Here is a 19,263-nt window from a genome sequence, read left to right on the forward strand (position 1 = left end):
AGTGCATCGTGCCGTCGTCGATCAGTGTTCGGGCATCAATCCCATCCGAGCCCGCCTCGCCGCCACTCGTAGATGTAGGCCACCGACACGTTGACGACGAACAGGGCCATGGCCACCAGCCCGAATGCGCCCAGTACGTCGAGGTGGACGGCCCACGGATAGAGGAAGACGATCTCGATGTCGAAAATGATGAACAGCATGGCGGTCAGATAGAACTTCACCGGAAATCGTTGGCCCGTAGGCGCATGCATCGTGGGCTCGATGCCGCACTCGTACGCGTCGAACTTCGCTCGGTTGTACCGCGCCGGCCCCACCATGGTTCCGACCATCACCGAGAACACTGCGAACAGGACCGCAATGGCACCGAGAACGAGGATCGGAACGTAGGCGTTCATCCCGGCATCTGCTCCCTCGATCGACTACCGCGCCGACGCGTAGTAAATGCGACGGCCGTACCAATGTGACCTGAAACACACAGTATGGGTTCGGTGTCGATCTCGCGGGATTTCGAGGAGTCCAGTTTCGTAATCCGTTGACGCGCATGGGGCACTCGATCTCGCCCACAAGACAGCAGTGTGACTCAGATCACTCATTGCCCCCATGCGATCCGCTACCAGGACAACGACAAACTTCCCGACGATCCAGGCCGGCCGAAACGAGGCCGCCGACATGAACCAGGAGAACTGATGAAGTCTATTTCCGTCTCGGCGCTCGCCGCCGAGGGACTGGGAACTGCCCTGCTCGTGATCTTCGGCGTCGGCACCGCCGTCATCGCGGGCGACACCGTCGGAACCCCGGGTATAGCCCTGGCGTTCGGGCTCACACTGCTTGCCCTCGTCTACGCGATCGGCCCGATCTCGGGATGCCACATCAACCCGGCCGTGACGATCGGAGCCCTGATAGCTCGCGCCATCACCCCGATCAAGGCTGCGTTCTACATCGCCGCCCAGGCCGTCGGTGCACTGATCGGCGCGCTGATCGTACTGGCGATTGCGTCCGGCCGCCCCGGATACAACATGGCGTCGGACGGTCTGGGCACCAACGGATTCGGCAACTCCTCCCCCGGAGGGTACGGGTTGGTGTCGGTGGCGGTGTTCGAGACGGTCGCGACCGGCCTGCTCGTCCTCGTCGTGCTGGCCACCACGGCCCCCACCGTTCACCCCGTCGTGGCGGCCGGCATCCCGATCGGCCTGACCCTGACCGTGGTTCACCTGCTGGGCATCGGAATCGACTCGACCTCGGTCAACCCTGCTCGGTCCTTCGGCCCCGCCCTCGTCGCCGGCGGCCCTGCCCTCTCACAACTGTGGGTGTTCGTGGTGTTCCCCGTGCTCGGAGCTGTTATCGCCGGCTCCATCCACCGGTTCGTGCTGACGGTGCCCGCATCGGAAAAAACGGTCTGATCTACCGCGATCGCAAGACCCCGGTACCGGCGCGTCCCGAGTGCTGCCTCAGCAGATCGACCACCGCGCGCCCGAGCCGGATCGGATCCAGCGGGTGCGGAACCGCAGCCTCGGCGCGCGACCACTCGGCCAACCATGCATCGTCAGGACGTCCGATGAGCACCAACACCGGTGGACAGTCGAGGATCTCGTCCTTCAACTGTTTCGCCAGACCCAGACCGCCGACAGGTGAGGACTCGCCGTCGAGAATCGCCAACGAGACACCGCCTGCATCCATGTGCTCGATGACCACGGCTGCCGTAGCGACGTCCACGTACTCGATGTCACCGAGCGCGGGATCCGGCCGAGTTCCCACCGCAGACCGCACCTGGGCACGGGTCGCGGCATTGCTGCTGTACACGAGTACGCGCACGCGACCGGATGGACTCTCTCCAGCTGTGGCGTCGGACACACCGCGATGCTACCGCGCGTTCCCCGGGAAACGGATCGAAACAGCCACGGCCGAAGTGCATTCGACGTTCCGGCGCCGGTCAGGACTCGACGGTGACGATCACGGCGGCGGGTTCCTCGGTGGTGACCACCGTGAACTCGGGTCGATCGGCTGCAACTCCGATGAAGGACTGCGAGATTCCGCCGGGATCGGCCAGAAAATCGACCGAGACGACGCCGGAATCCGCATCGCCTCGGATCCGTTCGGGCCCGGCGTACAGAGAGAGGGTGTCGCCGGAGTCCGTCGACGTACCCGACAGATCCACCTGGAGAACGGATCTTCCCGGCACAGCCATCGGTTCACTCGTGGCGTAGCGGACGGCCTCGTCGACGTACCGCACGGTGTAGGACACCGGCCCGTTGCCCGCCAACCGGAATTCGACCGTCGACGACGCCCCCAACACCACGTCGGTGACACCGACCGGCGACGCCCCAGGGAATCGCGCGCCCTCGAGGCTCGGAGGTAGCTCTGCGACCGCGGGCGGCGGAGCTTCGGTGGGTGGCACTGGGCCGGACCTGGGATCACCGACGACCAACGATCCCGTGATCGTGGTGTAGTTCGTGCCGGCCGAGACCTCCTCGACCGAATCGCTGCCGTCGTCATCGGAACAGCCCGCGAGGACGCCGATCAACAGTGATCCGACGGCCGAGAGCGCGAGTGAAGCCCTGCGGTGGCCGTCGTACATCGCCATACCGTACTGAACAAACCGATCGGTTCGGTAGTGCAATCCCGACGCAATTCGGTCACGATCACGCAACCCTCCGATCCTGCTAGCGTCGTCGGGTATGGAGCCGAAGAGCTATTCGTCCGGTGAGCGTGTGTTCGGGCCACCCAACGGGACGTTCGATGCGGATTGGGCTGCAACTGCACTGGGCTCGAACCGCCCCGAGTTGGACCATCCCACCTCGGTGCGCCTGGTCGAACAGGCCTGGGAGCTACTCCGAACGCAGGGACTGCGCGGAGAACGACTCACAGCCGCACTGGACCTCGAGCCCGGTCTTGCCGCTGCAGTGTCCGCGGTCGCCACCGAGACCGCCGAGCTGTACCTGGATCCTCGGTAACTCCGGGTCTCAGCTCGGACCGAACTGGGCGGCTGCGAAACCGGCCACGAGCACCGCTGTACCGCCGATCTCGCCGACGATCAACGACACCATGAACAGATGCGTCCCAGGGACGGGATCCACGAACTGGTTCTCGGTGTCCCGGCGAAACCCGTGCACGGTGTAGCTCACGACGGCAGCGACGAAGAACACCAGCACCACCGATGCGGCGATCAGATCCACCGCGACCGCCCACGCGCTGAACTGCGCCAACACAGCAAGCACCAGGGCGGCGAACGAGTACATCAATGCTGCCCGATGGGCGATGTCGACGTAACGATGCGCAGTGCCATCCGGTGACGTCGACATCTGGTGGTACTTGACCACGCCCAACCCCAATGCCCACAGCAGCAGGAAACCGGCCACGAGGACGATCACCTTGGTGTCCAGCTCCAACTGCATGTCTCTCCCCCCACTGGATCCCGCACCGAACGTAGCACCGGACTTGCTACCGTTCCGCAATGCCGGCCGACTCCGTACTGTCCCAGAACGCATTCGGCCTCCGCTTCGACTGGGGTCTTGCTGGTGCCGACACCATCGTCGACGGCGCAGACATCGCCGTCGTCGTGGACGTCCTTTCTTTCACGACGACTCTCACGGTTGCTGTGGACGCGGGCATCGACGTCATCCCCAGTCAGTGGCGCGACGACCGAGCCACACAGTTGGCCGAGCAGTTCGACGCAGTCCTCGCAGTGGGACGGTCGGCCGCCGCACCGGGCCGGATCAGCTTGTGCCCGGCCACCGTGCGGGCCGCGCCTGCCCCCGCTCGGTTGGTGCTGCCGTCACCGAACGGGTCCACCATCGCCCACGAGCTCGCGAGCACGGCCCCGCTGTGTGTGGGAGCGTCGCTGAGAAACGCATCCGCGGTAGCGCGGTGGATACGAGCCGACAACCGAAGTGCCGTGACAACCGTCATAGCGGCCGGGGAACGGTGGCCGGACGGATCCCTTCGGCCTGCTGTCGAGGACCTGTGGGGTGCCGGCGCAGTCATCGCCGCCCTGCTCGATGCCGGAGCTACCGATGCCTCCCCGGAAGCGCGAACGGCCGCGGCCGCGTGGCGAGCCGTCGAGCACGACGTGGGCTCCGAGCTGCAGCAATGCAGCTCCGGCCGCGAATTGACCGGCATGGGACACCCGGAAGACGTGGCCATTGCGGCCGAGGTCGATTCCAGCTCCTGCGTCCCGATTCTGCGCGACGGCGTATTCGTCGACGCGACTCGGTCATGAGGCGACGGGCGCTCGGAAACGACCCGCGACGGCGACCCGACACGGCCGATCGTGTCCGATATTTGGATCGGAACCCCGAATCACGGATCATACGGTGGTGAGTACGGAACGAGTCGCCCCGAAGACCACCGTCGTTGTACCTACGTACAACGAACGTGAGAACCTCCCCAAGCTCGTCGAGCTGCTGGCCGGGTTGCAGGTCGAGGGTCTCGGCGTGCTCGTGGTCGACGACAACTCGCCCGACGGCACTGGCGACGTCGCCGACAAGTTGGCCATCGACGGCCCCATCGACGTCAGCGTTCTGCACCGCACCGAGAAGAACGGGCTCGGACGCGCCTACGTTGCAGGCATGACGCGGGCGTTGGACGAGGGTGCGGACATCGTCATTCAGATGGACGCCGATCTCTCGCACCCCACCGAGGTGATCCCGGCGATGATCGACAAGCTGAACACCACCGACGCGGCCGTGGTGCTCGGATCGCGATACGTACCCGGCGGAGCGGTCGCCGCCGATTGGCCCTGGCATCGCAAGGCCCTGTCCGCATGGGCGAACTTCTACGTCAACACTATCCTGCGCCTCGGCGTCAAGGATGCGACAGCGGGATTCAAGGCGTGGCACGCGCGCACCCTGCGCACGATCGATGTGGCCTCGGTCGAAAGCAACGGATACGCATTCCAGGTCGAGATGAACTACCGAACCGTCAAGCACGGCCTCACTCTCGCCGAGGTGCCGATCACCTTCGAAGAGCGCAGCGAGGGCGAATCCAAGATGAGCCTGTCGGTCCAGCTCGAGTCGGCACTGGTGCCCTGGAAGTTGTTGCTGGGCAAGAAGAAGCTCTGATCGACGCCTCTGCCGTGCTCACGGCGTGAAGCGTCGGAATCCGCCTTCGGCCCCGATGACCTGACCGGTGATCGAGCCGGAATCGGGCGAGAGCAATATCGCCACGACGGCCGCGGCCTCGTCCGGTGAGTTCCACCGACCGCGCGGCATGTGGCGTGCGACGAACTCGTCCAGATCGGCACTCGCCCAACCGGTGTCGGTCGGACCCGGATTGATCGTGTTGACGGTGATGCCCCGTTCGATCAGCGAATCGGCCAAGGTGGGTGTGATCGCGGCGATGGCACCTTTGGTCACCGCATACGGAATTTCGGTCGGCATCGGCCCCTCTCCCTGCCCGGACGTGAACAGCACGACGCGTCCGCCGTCTCGGTGATCGACGTACCGTTGCGCAAATTCCTGCACCAGAAGCAACGACGCGCGCACGTTCACCGCCCACGTCAGGTCGAGGTTCTCTGCCGTCAGAGAACCCAGGTGGCCCAGCTGTGATCGCGCATGGTTGATCACCAACGAGTCGAGGGCACCGAACCTGGATTCGGCAGCATCGAACAGGGCGGCAGGTGCGTCGGCATCGGAGAGATCGATGTCGAGATGCCCGAGTTCATCTGTTGTGGTGGACAACTCGGCGAGTACCTGCACTGCTCCCGGCGTCCCTGCTCCCCACGGTTCGCTCGCGTCGTAGGCATCGCAGGATTGCGCAAAGACGCGGGCGCGCTCGTCCTGCAGCAACCTGCGGTGATGGCATAGCCGATACCGAGGCGTCGACCCACACCGGTGACAAGGACGGTACGCCCATCGCTGTTCATGCTGCATCCTTGACCGTGGCGGCATACACGTCGACGTATTCCTGACCCGACAGGGTGGACAACCCCGCCATCACCTCATCGGTGGCCGCACGCAGAATCGCCCTACTATTCTCTCCCCCTGCATATCTCGTGAAGTCCAGCGGCTCGCCGACTGTCATGCGCACCTTCCCCGGGCGCCACATCCGCGAGCCGACCGGATTGACCGTGCGCGTTCCGTGCATCACCACCGGCACGACGGGGGCACCCGTTTCGATCGCGACTCTCGCAAGGCCGGTCTTGCCCTTGTACAGCCGGCCGTCGGGAGATCGCGTGCCCTCCGGGTACACCGCCCACACCTTCCCTTGTCGCAGAATGCTTCTCGCAGCGTCGAGCGCCGGAGCAGAAGCGTCCGCGCCGCGGCGGTCGACGGGAACCTGACCTGTCGCGCTGTAGAACCAACGAAGCGCCGCGCCCTTGATTCCCCGGCCGGTGAAGTACTCGCTCTTGGCGATGAAGGTGACCCGGCGACGAACCATGAGGACGAGAAAGAACGAGTCGACGACGGTCAGGTGATTTCCAGCGACGATCACCGGTCCCGACGTCGGAAAATTTTCCATCCCGACCACCGTCGGCCGACCCAGAATGCGGAGGATCGGCCCGATCAGCACATATTTGAAGAGCAAGTACCACATCGATGAATCCTCTCGGCTGGACAACGTCACGGCCGAGAGTAGACAATGTCTACGTGCCTGACAACCTACGGACTCGACTGGTGGACGCAGGTGTCCGCCTGCTCGAAAGCGAAGGGCAGGGCGGGCTCACAATCAGAGCGGTCACGCGTGAAGCCGGCGTCTCACACGGCGCGCCGAGACGCTATTTTCCGACGTTGAGTGCGCTGTGCGCCGCCGTCGCTCGGGTCGGTCTCGTCGATATCGGGGTGGCTCTGGACCGCGCGACGCAGCAATCGACGTCGCCGCAGGAAGCATTGAATGCGATAGCGGACGCGTACGTGGACTTTGCGGCGCGGCGACCGGCGATGTTCGCCCTCATCTTCAGGCACGACCTACTCGAGGGCTCGGGCGAGAACCTGCGGCTCACATCGCGTCCGTTGTTCGAGGCCTTGATCGCCGCGGTCGGTGCCGTCGCGCCGGAGAATCCACAGTTCACCGCCCTGCGACTGTGGACCTCCGTGCACGGAATAGCAGCGCTCAACTCCACACACGCATTCGAGCCGGTCACCGACCTGTCGGCGGTGACGGAGTTGACCCGCCGCGCAGTGCGCGACGTGATCGCCTGCGCTAGCGAACCAGAGACTTGACCGACGCCGGCAGCTGGCGGACGTTCTTGTAGGGGCCGACCACTGCGGCACCGAAGGGACGGTCGAGCAACACGGCAGCGACCTCGCGTACCTCGTCGTTGCCGACACTGTCGATCCGCGCCAACGTGTCGGTGATGTCGCGGTGATTGCCGTAGTTCAGTTCACTACGACCGATCCGGTTCATCCGAGAGCCCGAATCTTCCAGTCCCAGAACCAACCCACCACGCAACGAACCCTTGGCCCGCGCACACTCCGCGTCGGTGATGCCCTCGGAGGCGACCTTGGCCAGCACTTCCCTGATCACCGTGGTCACTTCGCCCAAGTTCTCGGGCTGACAACCGGCGTAGACGGAGAAAGCGCCACTGTCGGCAAACGTGTCCACCGACGAGTACACCGAGTACGCCAGGCCACGCTCTTCCCTGATCTCCTGGAACAGGCGGGAACTGAGCCCGCCTCCCACTGCGGAGTTCAGCACGGACAACGCCCAGCGATGCCCTTCGTGCCGGCCGAACGCCCGCACACCCAGGCACAGGTGCGCCTGCTCACTGTCGCGAGTGGTCAGGCTCAACGTGGGAGCAGTGCGCAATCGTGCTGTGCCGGACCTTCTTTCGGCCGGCCGTACGCCCTTGACCAGATGGCCGGAGAACGCTCGGCGCACGAGCGAGACGATCTGCTTGTGATCGACATTGCCCGCAACCGCAACGACCATGCGCTGCGGCGTGTATCGGCGAACGTGGAACGAGTGCAATTGTGCACGGGTCATCGACTCGATGGATTCGACGGAACCGATGATCGGGCGTCCGATCGGATGATCGCCGAACATCGCTTCCAGGAACGCATCTCCCAGGAGATCCTCGGGATCGTCGTCGCGCATGGAGATCTCTTCGAGTACCACCTGACGCTCTACGTCGACATCTGCCGATCGGCATCGGCCGCGTAGCACCACATCGCTGACCAGATCGATGGCAAGCGCCACGTCCTCGTCGAGCACGTGCGCGTAGAAGCAGGTGCTCTCCTTCGAGGTGAACGCATTCAGCTCTCCGCCGACACCGTCCATCACCTGAGCGATCTCGAGTGCACTGCGTGTGGGAGTCGACTTGAACAACAGATGTTCGAGGAAGTGAGCTGCTCCGGCAACACTGGGTTGCTCGTCCCGTGAACCGACTCCGACCCACACACCGACCGAGGCCGAGCGAACGCCGGGCACGAACTCGGTGACGACCCGAAGACCGCCGGGCAGAGTGGTGCGTTGCACGCTCGTGTCGATACCAGTGCTCTCTGGAACGGCCGAACGGTACGTCCCGAGGGGACGTACCGTTCGGCTCGGTTGCTTCTTACTCAGCGCTGACCTCGGCGGGTGCCTCGGGAGCGTCGGCGGGAGCAGCCGCGTTGTCGTCTTCGACGGGGACGAGGCTGATCTTGCCGCGGTTGTCGATATCGGCGATCTCGACGCGCAACTTCGATCCGACGCTGACGACGTCCTCGACCTTGTTGATGCGCTTGCCGTTACCGAGCTTCGAGATGTGCACCAGTCCGTCGCGGCCCGGGAGGAGCGAGACGAATGCACCGAAAGCCGTTGTCTTGACGACGGTTCCGAGGAATCGCTCGCCGACCTTCGGCAGCTGCGGGTTGGCGATGGCGTTGATCATGTCGATCGCGGCCTGTGCGGACGGGCCATCCGCTGCACCGACGTAGACAGTGCCGTCATCTTCGATGGAGATGTTGGCACCGGTCTGCTCGGTGATGGAGTTGATCATCTTGCCCTTGGGCCCGATGACCTCGCCGATCTTGTCGACCGGCACCTTGATCGCGGTGACGCGAGGTGCGTACGGGCTCATCTCGTCCGGGGTGTCGATGGCCTCGGCCATGACCTCGAGGATCGTCGTGCGTGCATCCTTGGCCTGTGACAGCGCGCCGGCGAGCACCTTGGAGGGGATGCCGTCGAGCTTGGTGTCCAGCTGCAGTGCCGTGACGAAGTCCTTGGTTCCGGCGACCTTGAAGTCCATGTCGCCGAACGCATCCTCGGCACCGAGGATGTCGGTGAGTGCGACGTAGCGGGTTTCGCCGTCGACCTCGTCGGACACGAGGCCCATGGCGATTCCGGCAACCGGGGCACGCAGCGGAACACCGGCATTGAGCAACGACAGGGTCGATGCGCAGACCGAGCCCATCGAGGTCGAGCCGTTGGAGCTCAGTGCCTCGGAGACCTGGCGGATGGCGTACGGGAACTCTGCCTGGCTGGGCAGAACCGGCAGCAGGGCGCGCTCGGCGAGTGCGCCGTGGCCGATCTCGCGACGCTTCGGCGAACCGACGCGGCCGGTCTCACCGGTGGAGTACGGCGGGAAGTTGTAATGGTGCATGTAGCGCTTGGACGTCTCGGGTCCGAGCGAGTCGACCTGCTGCGCCATCTTGACCATGTCGAGGGTGGTGACGCCCAGGATCTGGGTCTCGCCGCGCTCGAACAGGGCCGATCCGTGGGTACGCGGGATGATCGCGACCTCGGCGGACAGCGACCGGATGTCGGTGATGCCGCGGCCGTCGATACGGAAGTGATCGGTGAGGATGCGCTGGCGAACCGACTTCTTGGTCAGTGCGCGGAATGCGGCGCCGATCTCCTTCTCGCGGCCGGCGAAGCTGTCTCCGACAGAGGTGAGGACCTGAGCCTTGACCTCGTCGAGCTTGCTCTCACGCTCGGCCTTGCCGGCAATGGTCAGTGCCTCGTTCAGCGGGATCTTCGCGGCGTTCTCGACGGCCTCGAAGACGTCCGTCTGGTACGCCGGGAAGACCGGGTAGTCGCCGGTGGGCTTGGCAGCCTTGGACGCGAGCTCCTGCTGTGCGGTGCACAGGGCGGCGATGAAGGGCTTCGATGCCTCGAGGCCCTCGGCGACGACCGCCTCGTTGGGGGCGGTGGCACCACCCTCGATGAGCTCGATGACGTTCTCGGTGGCCTCGGCTTCGACCATCATGATCGCGACGTCTGCGTCGGCACCGGAGCCGGAGACGATGCGGCCGGCGACGACCATGTTGAACACGGCCTTCTCGAGCTGCTCGTTGGTCGGGAACGCGACCCACTGCTTGTCGATCAGTGCGACGCGAACGCCGCCGATCGGGCCGGAGAACGGCAGTCCGGCGATCTGCGTCGATGCGGATGCCGCGTTGATCGCGACGACGTCGTACAGATCGGCCGGGTTGAGGCTCATGACCGTGATGACGACCTGGATCTCGTTGCGCAGTCCGTCGACGAAGGTCGGACGCAGCGGCCGGTCGATCAGGCGGCAGGTGAGGATGGCGTCGGTGGACGGACGGCCTTCGCGGCGGAAGAACGATCCGGGGATTCGTCCCGCGGCGTACATGCGCTCTTCGACGTCGACCGTCAGCGGGAAGAAATCGAATCCCTCGCGGGGGTGCTTGCCTGCGGTCGTAGCCGACAGCAGCATGGTGTCCTCGTCGAGGTACGCGGCGACTGCGCCTGCGGCCTGCTGTGCGAGGCGGCCGGTCTCGAAGCGGATGGTCCGCTTGCCGAACGTGCCGTTGTCGATGATCGCAGTTGCTTCGTAAACGCCTTCTTCGACGTCCACGGTTGTTGTCTCTGTCATATGTTCTGTTCTCGTCCTCTCGTCTTTGCCGTGCCCGCGCGGACACACCACGAGCCCTCCTGGCTGTGGCGGCATACCTGTGCCGTCCATCCGACGAGATGTTCTCTCGGGACGCGGCTGCGCGGAGGCGGCCATCGATCGAAGCCCACCGGATCTCGTATCCGAAAGGCCACTACCGAAGACCGTCACCACGGCGTGACAGGCATACACGGCGGTGTGCGGATGCCGTGCATCCACTTTGTCGTGCTGGCGTAACTGTTCTTGCGGTACAAACACAGATAGCCAACGAGGAACAGTCTAAGCACTGCCTCGTTGGCTACTGCACTATTGCTGCGAGTCGGGTGCGCACCGGCGCGTCGAACCGTGCATCGGTGACATCCTCGCGTCGATGCGAATTATCGACGCAGACCCAGACGCTCGATGAGCGAACGGTAGCGGGTGACGTCGACCTTCGCGATGTACTTGAGCAGGCGACGACGACGTCCGACCAGCAGCAGCAGGCCGCGGCGGGAGTGGTGGTCGTGCTTGTGCATCTTGAGGTGCTCGGTCAAGTCGACGATGCGCTTGGTGAGCATTGCAACCTGCGCCTCGGGCGAGCCCGTGTCGGTGGGGTGCAAGCCGTACTCGCTGAGAACGGCCTTCTTCTGTTCGGTGGTCAATGCCACTGGTACTACTCCTGATCAATGACGTCCGCGTGAAAGGAAGCAACGCGCCCCGTGTCACCACGGGATCGAAGCCGGTACAGCCGCCGCGGACCGCAGCGAGCACCGAGGGGTCAGCCTATCAGGCCGTGCTGGTCGCCAGGATCGAGCGGGCTCGCTCGGCGTCGCGTCCCATTTCCTCCACGAGCGCTTCCATCGAGTCGAATTTCTCCATTCCACGCAGCCGGTCGACGAAGTCGACTGCCACATGTTGCCCGTAGAGGTCGGCCTCGCCGTCGAGCACGAACGCCTCGACGGTCCTGGTACGACCCGAGAACGTGGGATTGGTGCCCACCGACACGGCGGCCGGATGCCGCTCCCCCGGCGTCACGGTCCCCATGATCGGCCCGGGCCCGAGCACGGTGAACCACGCCGCATAGACGCCGTCCGCTGGGATGGCGGAGTACATGGGCGGCGCGACATTGGCTGTGGGGTAGCCCATTTGACGACCTCGGCCGTCGCCGTGCACGACGACACCCTCGACGCGGTGCGGTCGCCCGAGCGCGGCAGTGGCCGCGGCGACGTCTCCGGCGTCCACGCACGATCTGATGTACGTCGAGGAGAACGTCACGGCATGCTCGGCGAGCAGATTGACTCCGTCCACTGCGAATCCGGACCGCTCGCCGATCTTGCGCAGCATGGGCACGGTGCCGAGCGCCTTTTTTCCGTACGTGAAGTTCTCGCCGACGACGACCTCGGCAACGTGCAGGCGTTCGATCAGGATCTCGTGCACGTATCGCTCGGGGGTGAGCTTCATCAGCTCGGGCGTGAACGGCATCACGCAGAACACGTCGATTCCCAATTCCTCGGCCAGTTCGGCTCGCCTCGTCAGGGTGGTCAACTGAGCGGGATGGCTCCCCGGCCGCACTACTTCCATCGGATGGGGATCGAATGTCATGAGCACGCTGGGAACGCCGCGCTTCTTCGCAGCGGCCACCGCTCGCCCGATCAGTTGTGCGTGTCCGCGATGAACGCCGTCGAAGACGCCGATCGTCAGCACGCACCGACCCCAGTCGGCAGGTACATCGTCGAGACCTCGCCATCTCTGCACACTGCGAAGCCTACGGCCCGACGGCCGCTCGGTCACTCTCGGACAGGCGTGTCGCATGTGGCGGGTATGGACAAAAAGGTATCCCCACGGTAAATATTTCGGGGTGCCTAACTTATTTCTTCGCCTGCAAGGATCTCGCACTCGGCGGATCCTCGCGAGCTGGGCCGTGGTGGGGCTACTGGTCGCGGCGTCGACCAGCTGCGCCCGCGCTGTCGGAGAAGAAGATCCGCCTTTACTCGACGACGGCAGACCTTTGGTGCTGACGACCTTCACCGTTCTCGCGGACATGGCCGCCAATGTCGCCGGCGACCACCTTCGAGTGGAATCAATCACAAAAGCCGGTGCCGAGATCCACGGCTACGAGCCGACACCCGGAGATTTGCGCACCGCAGAGCAGGCCGAGCTGATCCTGGACAACGGTCTCGGGCTCGAGGCCTGGTTCGAGAAATTCGTCGAGCGCATCCCCGCTCCCCACGCCGTGGTGAGTGCGAACGTGGACCCGATCTACATCCGCGACGACGCCTACGCGGGCAAAGCGAACCCCCATGCCTGGATGTCCCCCGTCGTCGCCGAGACGTACGTCGAGAACATCGCCGACGCGTTCGTCGCGCTCGACCCCGCCAACACCGACGACTACCGCGCGAACGCAGCCGCGTACATCGGACAGCTCCGCGAGGTCGGTGCCGAACTGGACGCAGATCTCTCCGGGCTGCCCGATCGTCAACGTGCGCTCGTCACCTGTGAGGGCGCATTCGGTTATCTGGCTCGTGACTTCGATCTGCAGGAGGCCTACCTGTGGCCGGTCAACGCCGAGCAGGAAGGAACGCCGAAGCAGGTGGTCCGCACCATCGACTTCGTCCGTGACAACGAGGTACCCGCCGTGTTCTGCGAGTCGACCGTCTCGGACAAGGCGCAGCTGCAGGTCGCCGAGGACACCGGGGCTCGGTTCGGCGGACAGCTCTACGTCGACTCGCTCAGCGACGCGGCCGGCCCCGTCCCCACGTACCTGGATCTACTGCGCTACGACGCACGGTTGATCGCCGACGCACTGGTAGGAGAACGATGACCCCGCACACCGGTGCACCGCACCACAGGGCCCCGCACGAGACCGGGGCAGCGTTGACGGTGGACACCGTCAACGTTCGATACCGCGACGTCGTGGCTCTCGTCGATACCAGCCTGACGCTTGCACCCGGCCGGGTGTGCGGATTGGTGGGCATGAACGGATCGGGCAAGTCCACGCTGTTCAAGGCGGTCATGGGCGTGGTCAAGCCGAACTCCGGCTCGATCACCGTGTTCGGCGGCGACCCGGCCCAGGCGCGCAAGGCAGGCACGATCAGCTACGTGCCCCAGGCGGAATCCGTCGACTGGACGTTCCCGATCAGCGTGCGCGACGTGGTGATGATGGGCCGATACGGGAAGCAGAACTTCTTTCGCACTCCCCGAGCAGCCGATCGACTGGCCGTCGACGAGGCTCTTCAGCGCGTCGACCTGGCCGAACTCGCGGACCGACAGATCGGCCAGCTCTCCGGCGGTCAACGCAAACGTGCGTTCGTCGCCCGCGCCATCGCCCAGGAGGCGTCGCTGCTCTTGCTCGACGAGCCCTTCGCAGGCGTGGACAAGAAGACCGAAGCCACCATCACCCGACTGCTCCGCGAGCTCGCCGCACACGGTGCCTCGGTTCTCGTGTCCACCCATGATCTTCATGCCCTACCGGAGCTGTGCGACGAAGCGATCCTGCTGCAGCAGCGGGTGCTGATGCACGGCAGTCCAACCGAAGTACTGCGACCGGAAAACCTGGCTCTTGCCTTCGGCATCGACCCGTCGAAGGTCGACCAACTGGGTGCGGGCGCGCGAACTCCGGCAACCCGAACTCCGGAAGCGAGCTGAACCGTGTACCTGATCGACTTTCTCGTGGACCCACTCGAATACACCTTCATGCAGCGGGCGCTCCTGGTGACCGTCACCGCCTCGATCGTGTGCGCGGTACTCAGCTGCTGGCTCGTCCTCATCGGCTGGTCACTGATGGGCGACGCCGTCTCGCACGCAGTCCTTCCCGGCGTTGCGCTGTCGTACCTGTTCGGGGCACCGTTCGCGATCGGAGCTCTTCTGTTCGCTCTCATCGCGGTCGGTGCCATCGGAGTGGTCCGCAACACCACCATCGTCAAGGAGGACGCCGCGATCGGCGTCGTCTTCACCACTCTGTTCGCGCTCGGCGTCGTCCTGATCTCGAAGTTTCCGAGTCAGATCGACCTCAACCACATCCTGTTCGGCAATCTGCTCGGAGTCTCGCAGGCCGACATGGTCCAGGTGTTCGTCCTCGGCGGAATCACGCTGGCCGTCATGATCGTCAAGCGTCGCGATTTCACTCTTTTCGCCTTCGACCGCACCCAGGCCCGCGCCGTCGGCATCAACCCGACGGTGATCTCGGCCGTGATGCTGACCTTGCTCGCGCTGACCACCGTGGTCGCACTTCAGGCCGTCGGCGTCATCCTCGTTGTGGCGATGCTCATCACTCCCGGTGCGTCCGCCTATCTGCTCACGCACAGCTTCGGCCGCATGCTGGTGCTCGCACCGCTCATCTCGGTGGGTTGCGCGCTGGTGGGGATCTACGCCAGCTTCTATCTCGACGTGTCCTCCGGCGGCAGCGTCGTGCTGACCCAGGGACTCGTCTTCGTGCTCGCATACCTCTTCAGCCCCTCGCAGGGCATCGTGGTCCGTGCTCTCCGGCAACGCGGACAGGTGCCGGTAGCTCCGGCCGGGTGAGGTGTCTTTTTCCATTGGATTGCCTAAGCTCGGCGACGTGGCGCAACAAAAAACCGATTCCGCACCGGCCGACGAGGGCGTCCAGCTGTCGGCGGTTGCGCAGGATTACCTCAAGGTCATCTGGACGGCCAGCGAGTGGAGCGAGGACTCCGTCAGCACCAAGATGCTCTCCGAGCGCATCGGTGTCTCGGCATCGACGGTGTCCGAGGCGATTCGCAAACTCGCCGACCAGGGCATGGTCGACCACGCCCGGTACGGGGCGATCTCGCTGACCGAGAAGGGTCGTCTGGCTGCCATCGGCATGGTTCGTCGGCACCGTCTGATCGAGACCTACCTGGTTCGCGAACTCGGATACGGATGGGACGAGGTGCACGACGAGGCCGAGATCCTCGAACACGCCGTCTCCGACCTGATGATGGACCGCATCGACGCGAAACTCGGCCACCCCGAGCGAGATCCGCACGGCGACCCGATTCCCTCGGTCGACGGCGCAATCGACACACCGTCCGCAACCCGCCTGAGCGAGTACATCGACGGACAGTCCGGCCGCGTTGCCCGAATCTCCGATTCCGACCCGGCAATGCTTCGCTACTTCGATTCCGTCGGCATCACGCTCGACCTGCCCATCACGGTGGTCGAACGACGCGATTACGCCGGTACCGTGGCCATCGAATTGGCCCGCACCGACGCCACCGATTCCATCGACCTCGGCCACCGTGCCGCCGAGGCGATCTGGATGGTTCCGGCGAACTGATCTTCGGGTCCGTGCCGCACCCGTGCCGAATGTTTCAGTGCCCGCGCAACGTTGCGGGCCGCACGACCATGACCGAACTGGCGCGCTTGCCCTTCTCCTGGAGCAGCGCGATGGTGTGACCCGTGGGATCGACGGCCGCGTACACCCCGTCGATTCCGATCGGATCCAGCCACCGTCCCTGGCTCAACGATTCAGCTTCCGAGGCGTCGATCTGCCGGTGTGGAAAAGCCGTTCGCGCGGCCTCGTCGATGTCCAGGCTCACGGCTGGATCCTCGGCCAGTTCCTCGAGTGTGCGTGCGTGCTCGAGGGTGAAGGGCCCGACACGAGTGCGACGCAGCACTGTCAGGTGCCCACCCACTCCCAGTGCCGCACCGAGGTCGCGGGCCAGGGCCCGAACATACGTCCCCGACGTGCACTCCACCTCGATATCGAGGTCGACGAACGCGGATTCGCTGTCGGCCACATCACGTCTGGCCGTCACGTCGAATCGGGTGACGCTGACCTTCCGGGCGGCGAGGGTGAACTCCTCGCCGGCTCGAGACAGCTTGTGGGCTCGCTGTCCGTCGACCTTGATGGCGCTGACACTGGCAGGCACCTGCTCGATGTCACCGGTGAGGGCGGCGATCGCGGTCGAGATTTCCGAGTCGGAAACGTGCGCGGCCGAGACATCGGCCAGGACGTCACCCTCGGCGTCGTCGGTCGTCGTGCTCCGGCCGAGCCGCACTGTGGCGGTGTAGGACTTGGTGGTCAGCGAGAGCAAGCCGAGCATCTTGGTGGCTCGCTCGACGCCGAGCACCAGCACACCGGTCGCCATCGGATCCAGCGTCCCCGCATGGCCGACCTTCCTGGTGCGCAACAGTTTTCGGCACGACGCCACCACATCGTGGCTCGTCACTCCCGGCCCCTTGTCGACCACCAGCAGGCCGGCACCGACGAGACCGGACGAGATCTTTTCGCGAGCACTCACGAGAGAGCATTGTGCCAGGCTCGCGGAGCCGGTCGTCACATCACCGAGATCGCGGTCATCACCAGACCGCCTGCCACCATCCATCGACCGTCGAAGGCCCGCAACGGCGGCCCGGACACCGTGTCCCCGGGCACCAGCAGCTCGGAGTGGAACGTTCCCGAGATGTCGTCACCCGAGCCGGTGCGCTCGAACGTGATGTGCGCGTCCTCGAAGCCGAGCCACCGTCCGGTCAACGGCTCCCAGGCCTTGTACGTGGCTTCCTTGGCGCAGAACAACACTCGATCCCAATGCACGTCCTCACGGCCTGCGGTCTCGAGCCAGTCCCGTTCGGCCGCCAAGCTCACCGCCTCGAGTACCCCGTCCGGCAAGGGTCCGTGCGGCTCGGCGTCGATCCCCACCGAACGCACCTGCATCGAGTACGCCAATACCGCACCGCGATACCCGTCGCAGTGCGTCAACGATCCGACCACACCCTTCGGCCACTGCGGTGCTCCGGACTTGCCGCGCATGATCGGTGCCGGCTCCACACCCAGCTTCTCCATCGCCACCCGTGCGCAGTGTCGAGCCGAGGTGAACTCCCGCTTGCGTTTGTCCACCGCCTTGGCGACCAGCGGCGCTTCGAGCGGATGCGGCGTCAAACCCGGCGGATCGGCGAACAACTCGGCCGAGACGACGCCGTCGGGAAGTATGGATTCGATCACTTGCCGGCCCTCATCTTCTCGACCTCTGCCTCCATCTCGGGCGTCACGGTGAAGTGTCCGCCCCACTTGTTCAACGCGCCCGGCGGGTACTCGGGGACCGGAAGGATCTGTCGCAGAACGTTGTTCGGCAGGCCGCGCCGCTGCCATTCGCGTGGGTAGCCCACCGACACCTCCTCGAAGCGAACGCCGTCGTAGTAGGTGGTCCGCGGGATGTGCAGGTGACCGTACACCGAGCAGATCGCGTTGTACCGCGTGTGCCAATCCGCCGTGAGGGTGGATCCACACCACAGTGCGAATTCCGGGTAGAACAGCACCTCGGTCGGCTGCCGAACCATCGGGAAGTGATTGATCAACACGGTCGGAACAGAGGTGTCCAGCGCATCGAGGCGCTCCCGGGTGGCCTCGATCCGCGCATGGCACCAGGCGTCACGCGTCGCGTACGGCTGCGAGGAGAGCAAGAATTCGTCGGTGGCGACGACGTTCTTCTCCCGTGCGATCGCCAGACCGTGCTCCTTGTCGCGCGCTCCCTGCGGCAGGAACGTGTAGTCGTAGAGCAGGAACATCGGCACGATCGTCGCCGGGCCACCCTCACCCTCCCACCGCAGGTACGGGTCTTCCGGGGTGACGACGTCGATCTCGCGGCACAGGTTGACCAGGTACTCGTACCGAGCGGCTCCGTGAATCTGGACGGGGTCTTTCACCGTCGTCCACAGTTCGTGATTCCCGGGAACCCAGATGACCTTCGCGAAACGGCTACGCAGCAGTTCGAGCGCCCACTTGATGTCGTCGGTCTTCTCCGATACATCGCCGGCCACGATAAGCCAGTCGTCGGGCGACTCGGGAAAGATGTCCTCGGTGACCGGCCGATTGCCTCGATGTCCGACGTGTATGTCGCTCACTGCCCACAGCTTCGCTGCCACTGAAAATTCCTTTCGATGCGCTCGGCCGCCGGCTTCGAATCGCCAGAACCGTCCGAGAACGTACCAACGTCCAATACTCCCCGCAGATTCCGCGGCGCATCTCGGCGGGGTGACGGGGCTACCCGGTCACCGGCCGGGTGGTTCCGGTCGCCGAAGACACAATCGGGTCGATATCTCCGCAAATTCGGGTATATGGTGCTCCATATGACTTGTTTGCGGACAGCTGCCCTGTCGGCGCTTCGATGACAGTGCCCCCGGTGCGCGTTCGGGACGCCGCAGCGCTCCTGGGTGTCAGTGACGACACCGTGCGCAGATGGATCGACAGCGGCGCGCTCCCCTCGCTCGAGGACGAGACCGGACGCAAGGTCATCGCCGGCCGTGACCTGGCCGACTACGCACGCGAGCATGCCGTCCCCCCGCCGGAGATCTCGTCGGGCGGCAGCTCTGCCCGCAACCGGCTCGTGGGTTTGGTCACCGAGGTCGTCTCGGACGCGGTGATGAGCGAGGTGAGCATGCAGTGCGGGCCGTTCACGATCGTGTCGTTGATGAGCACCCGATCGGTTCGCGAACTGGGGCTCGAGCCCGGCAAGGTCACCGTCGCCGTCGTCAAGGCGACCACCGTCATCGTCGAGACACCGTAGAACGCTGGA

The 19,263-nt window shown here is 64.9% G+C and carries 23 protein-coding genes; 10 read left to right on the top strand and 13 right to left on the bottom strand.

Translation table 11 applies throughout. From position 1 onward, the window contains the following. Nucleotides 1-35: 35 nt before the first annotated feature. Nucleotides 36-395: an NADH-quinone oxidoreductase subunit A gene (locus tag AABD04_RS13710; protein WP_335740741.1), complete on the bottom strand. Its 360-nt coding sequence runs from the start codon at nt 393-395 to the stop codon at nt 36-38. A gap of 291 nt (nt 396-686) precedes the next feature. Here AABD04_RS13710 and AABD04_RS13715 point away from each other — a divergent pair, with 291 nt between their 5' ends. Continuing rightward, complete coding sequence (locus AABD04_RS13715; RefSeq protein ID WP_341441517.1) at nt 687-1,400, top strand: aquaporin; 714 nt, start codon at nt 687-689, stop codon at nt 1,398-1,400. 1 nt (nt 1,401) lies between these two features. On the opposite strand, the gene AABD04_RS13720 is transcribed toward AABD04_RS13715, so the two are convergent. After that, the gene (locus AABD04_RS13720; protein WP_341441518.1) at nt 1,402-1,851 is read right to left on the bottom strand and encodes a hypothetical protein; all 450 of its coding nucleotides are present in this window, start codon (nt 1,849-1,851) and stop codon (nt 1,402-1,404) included. A gap of 79 nt (nt 1,852-1,930) precedes the next feature. Beyond that, a complete protein-coding gene (locus tag AABD04_RS13725; protein WP_341441519.1) occupies nt 1,931-2,575 on the bottom strand; it encodes an AMIN-like domain-containing (lipo)protein in 645 nt (214 codons plus the stop codon). Between the two features lie 100 nt (nt 2,576-2,675). Here AABD04_RS13725 and AABD04_RS13730 point away from each other — a divergent pair, with 100 nt between their 5' ends. Further along, nucleotides 2,676-2,951, top strand: coding sequence for a hypothetical protein (locus tag AABD04_RS13730; RefSeq protein WP_341441520.1), 276 nt, complete (start codon nt 2,676-2,678; stop codon nt 2,949-2,951). Between the two features lie 9 nt (nt 2,952-2,960). Here the strand turns inward: AABD04_RS13730 and AABD04_RS13735 are convergent, their stop codons facing one another. Beyond that, nucleotides 2,961-3,392, bottom strand: coding sequence for a hypothetical protein (locus AABD04_RS13735; protein WP_341441521.1), 432 nt, complete (start codon nt 3,390-3,392; stop codon nt 2,961-2,963). A 59-nt stretch (nt 3,393-3,451) separates the two neighbouring features. On the opposite strand from AABD04_RS13735, the gene AABD04_RS13740 reads away from it, so the two are divergent. Continuing rightward, nucleotides 3,452-4,216: a 2-phosphosulfolactate phosphatase gene (locus AABD04_RS13740; protein WP_341441522.1), complete on the top strand. Its 765-nt coding sequence runs from the start codon at nt 3,452-3,454 to the stop codon at nt 4,214-4,216. Nucleotides 4,217-4,313: 97 nt separating this feature from the next. Continuing rightward, nucleotides 4,314-5,057, top strand: coding sequence for a polyprenol monophosphomannose synthase (locus AABD04_RS13745; protein ID WP_341441523.1), 744 nt, complete (start codon nt 4,314-4,316; stop codon nt 5,055-5,057). Nucleotides 5,058-5,075: 18 nt separating this feature from the next. On the opposite strand, the gene AABD04_RS13750 is transcribed toward AABD04_RS13745, so the two are convergent. Both AABD04_RS13750 and AABD04_RS13755 read right to left on the bottom strand, forming a co-directional pair. Further along, entirely contained in the window at nt 5,076-5,783 is a 708-nt protein-coding gene (locus AABD04_RS13750; protein WP_341441524.1) for an SDR family oxidoreductase, read from the bottom strand. A 73-nt stretch (nt 5,784-5,856) separates the two neighbouring features. Then, nucleotides 5,857-6,531, bottom strand: coding sequence for a lysophospholipid acyltransferase family protein (locus tag AABD04_RS13755; protein WP_341441525.1), 675 nt, complete (start codon nt 6,529-6,531; stop codon nt 5,857-5,859). Between the two features lie 53 nt (nt 6,532-6,584). Between AABD04_RS13755 and AABD04_RS13760 the strand changes: the two genes are divergently transcribed. Beyond that, the gene (locus AABD04_RS13760; RefSeq protein WP_341441526.1) at nt 6,585-7,157 is read left to right on the top strand and encodes a TetR/AcrR family transcriptional regulator; all 573 of its coding nucleotides are present in this window, start codon (nt 6,585-6,587) and stop codon (nt 7,155-7,157) included. Here AABD04_RS13760 and AABD04_RS13765 read toward each other — a convergent pair. The 4 genes from AABD04_RS13765 to AABD04_RS13780 all read right to left on the bottom strand — a co-directional run bounded on the left by AABD04_RS13765 (nt 7,138) and on the right by AABD04_RS13780 (nt 12,505). After that, nucleotides 7,138-8,424 carry a M16 family metallopeptidase gene (locus tag AABD04_RS13765; RefSeq protein WP_341443050.1) on the bottom strand — a complete coding sequence of 429 codons (1,287 nt, stop codon included), beginning with the start codon at nt 8,422-8,424 and terminating at the stop codon, nt 7,138-7,140. The genes AABD04_RS13760 and AABD04_RS13765 overlap by 20 nt on opposite strands. Nucleotides 8,425-8,491: 67 nt before the next feature. Further along, nucleotides 8,492-10,753 carry a polyribonucleotide nucleotidyltransferase gene (locus AABD04_RS13770; RefSeq protein ID WP_243593306.1) on the bottom strand — a complete coding sequence of 754 codons (2,262 nt, stop codon included), beginning with the start codon at nt 10,751-10,753 and terminating at the stop codon, nt 8,492-8,494. A gap of 395 nt (nt 10,754-11,148) precedes the next feature. Continuing rightward, nucleotides 11,149-11,418: a 30S ribosomal protein S15 gene (rpsO, locus tag AABD04_RS13775; RefSeq protein WP_341441527.1), complete on the bottom strand. Its 270-nt coding sequence runs from the start codon at nt 11,416-11,418 to the stop codon at nt 11,149-11,151. A 118-nt stretch (nt 11,419-11,536) separates the two neighbouring features. After that, nucleotides 11,537-12,505 carry a bifunctional riboflavin kinase/FAD synthetase gene (locus AABD04_RS13780; protein WP_243593307.1) on the bottom strand — a complete coding sequence of 323 codons (969 nt, stop codon included), beginning with the start codon at nt 12,503-12,505 and terminating at the stop codon, nt 11,537-11,539. Between the two features lie 103 nt (nt 12,506-12,608). On the opposite strand from AABD04_RS13780, the gene AABD04_RS13785 reads away from it, so the two are divergent. From AABD04_RS13785 to AABD04_RS13800, 4 genes are read left to right on the top strand one after another with little or no spacing between them, the layout of a single operon-like run. Beyond that, a complete protein-coding gene (locus AABD04_RS13785) occupies nt 12,609-13,571 on the top strand; it encodes a metal ABC transporter substrate-binding protein (protein ID WP_423228147.1) in 963 nt (320 codons plus the stop codon). Further along, the gene (locus AABD04_RS13790; protein ID WP_341441528.1) at nt 13,568-14,395 is read left to right on the top strand and encodes a metal ABC transporter ATP-binding protein; all 828 of its coding nucleotides are present in this window, start codon (nt 13,568-13,570) and stop codon (nt 14,393-14,395) included. The genes AABD04_RS13785 and AABD04_RS13790 overlap by 4 nt, the downstream gene beginning before the upstream one ends. Nucleotides 14,396-14,398: 3 nt before the next feature. Next, on the top strand, nt 14,399-15,271 hold the full coding sequence (locus tag AABD04_RS13795; RefSeq protein ID WP_341441529.1) for a metal ABC transporter permease: 873 nt from the start codon (nt 14,399-14,401) through the stop codon (nt 15,269-15,271). Nucleotides 15,272-15,308: 37 nt separating this feature from the next. Next, nucleotides 15,309-16,025, top strand: a complete 717-nt coding sequence (locus tag AABD04_RS13800) for a metal-dependent transcriptional regulator (RefSeq protein WP_243593310.1) — start codon at nt 15,309-15,311, stop codon at nt 16,023-16,025. A 34-nt stretch (nt 16,026-16,059) separates the two neighbouring features. On the opposite strand, the gene truB is transcribed toward AABD04_RS13800, so the two are convergent. The 3 genes from truB to AABD04_RS13815 are packed head-to-tail and all read right to left on the bottom strand — an operon-like array spanning nt 16,060 to nt 18,613. Next, complete coding sequence (gene truB, locus AABD04_RS13805) at nt 16,060-16,992, bottom strand: tRNA pseudouridine(55) synthase TruB (protein ID WP_341441530.1); 933 nt, start codon at nt 16,990-16,992, stop codon at nt 16,060-16,062. Between the two features lie 35 nt (nt 16,993-17,027). After that, nucleotides 17,028-17,693, bottom strand: coding sequence for a 4'-phosphopantetheinyl transferase family protein (locus AABD04_RS13810; protein ID WP_243609841.1), 666 nt, complete (start codon nt 17,691-17,693; stop codon nt 17,028-17,030). Then, nucleotides 17,690-18,613: a metallophosphoesterase family protein gene (locus AABD04_RS13815; RefSeq protein ID WP_341441531.1), complete on the bottom strand. Its 924-nt coding sequence runs from the start codon at nt 18,611-18,613 to the stop codon at nt 17,690-17,692. The genes AABD04_RS13810 and AABD04_RS13815 overlap by 4 nt, the downstream gene beginning before the upstream one ends. Nucleotides 18,614-18,855: 242 nt before the next feature. On the opposite strand from AABD04_RS13815, the gene AABD04_RS13820 reads away from it, so the two are divergent. Continuing rightward, nucleotides 18,856-19,254, top strand: coding sequence for a TOBE domain-containing protein (locus AABD04_RS13820; RefSeq protein WP_243593314.1), 399 nt, complete (start codon nt 18,856-18,858; stop codon nt 19,252-19,254). Nucleotides 19,255-19,263: the final 9 nt, after the last annotated feature.

The sequence above is a fragment of the Rhodococcoides navarretei genome (assembly GCF_038069675.1).
GTDB classification, from domain to species: Bacteria; Actinomycetota; Actinomycetes; order Mycobacteriales; family Mycobacteriaceae; genus Rhodococcoides; species Rhodococcoides navarretei.

Excerpts from the sequence above, each read along its gene's own strand:
- AABD04_RS13740 (WP_341441522.1), top strand. The coding sequence starts at position 3,452 with ATGCCGGCCGACTCCGTACTGTCCCAGAACGCATTCGGCCTCCGCTTC.
- AABD04_RS13820 (WP_243593314.1), top strand. The coding sequence starts at position 18,856 with ATGACAGTGCCCCCGGTGCGCGTTCGGGACGCCGCAGCGCTCCTGGGT.
- AABD04_RS13755 (WP_341441525.1), bottom strand. The coding sequence starts at position 6,531 with ATGTGGTACTTGCTCTTCAAATATGTGCTGATCGGGCCGATCCTCCGC.
- AABD04_RS13710 (WP_335740741.1), bottom strand. The coding sequence starts at position 395 with ATGAACGCCTACGTTCCGATCCTCGTTCTCGGTGCCATTGCGGTCCTG.
- AABD04_RS13730 (WP_341441520.1), top strand. The coding sequence starts at position 2,676 with ATGGAGCCGAAGAGCTATTCGTCCGGTGAGCGTGTGTTCGGGCCACCC.
- AABD04_RS13715 (WP_341441517.1), top strand. The coding sequence starts at position 687 with ATGAAGTCTATTTCCGTCTCGGCGCTCGCCGCCGAGGGACTGGGAACT.
- AABD04_RS13790 (WP_341441528.1), top strand. The coding sequence starts at position 13,568 with ATGACCCCGCACACCGGTGCACCGCACCACAGGGCCCCGCACGAGACC.
- AABD04_RS13735 (WP_341441521.1), bottom strand. The coding sequence starts at position 3,392 with ATGCAGTTGGAGCTGGACACCAAGGTGATCGTCCTCGTGGCCGGTTTC.
- AABD04_RS13770 (WP_243593306.1), bottom strand. The coding sequence starts at position 10,753 with ATGACAGAGACAACAACCGTGGACGTCGAAGAAGGCGTTTACGAAGCA.
- AABD04_RS13725 (WP_341441519.1), bottom strand. The coding sequence starts at position 2,575 with ATGTACGACGGCCACCGCAGGGCTTCACTCGCGCTCTCGGCCGTCGGA.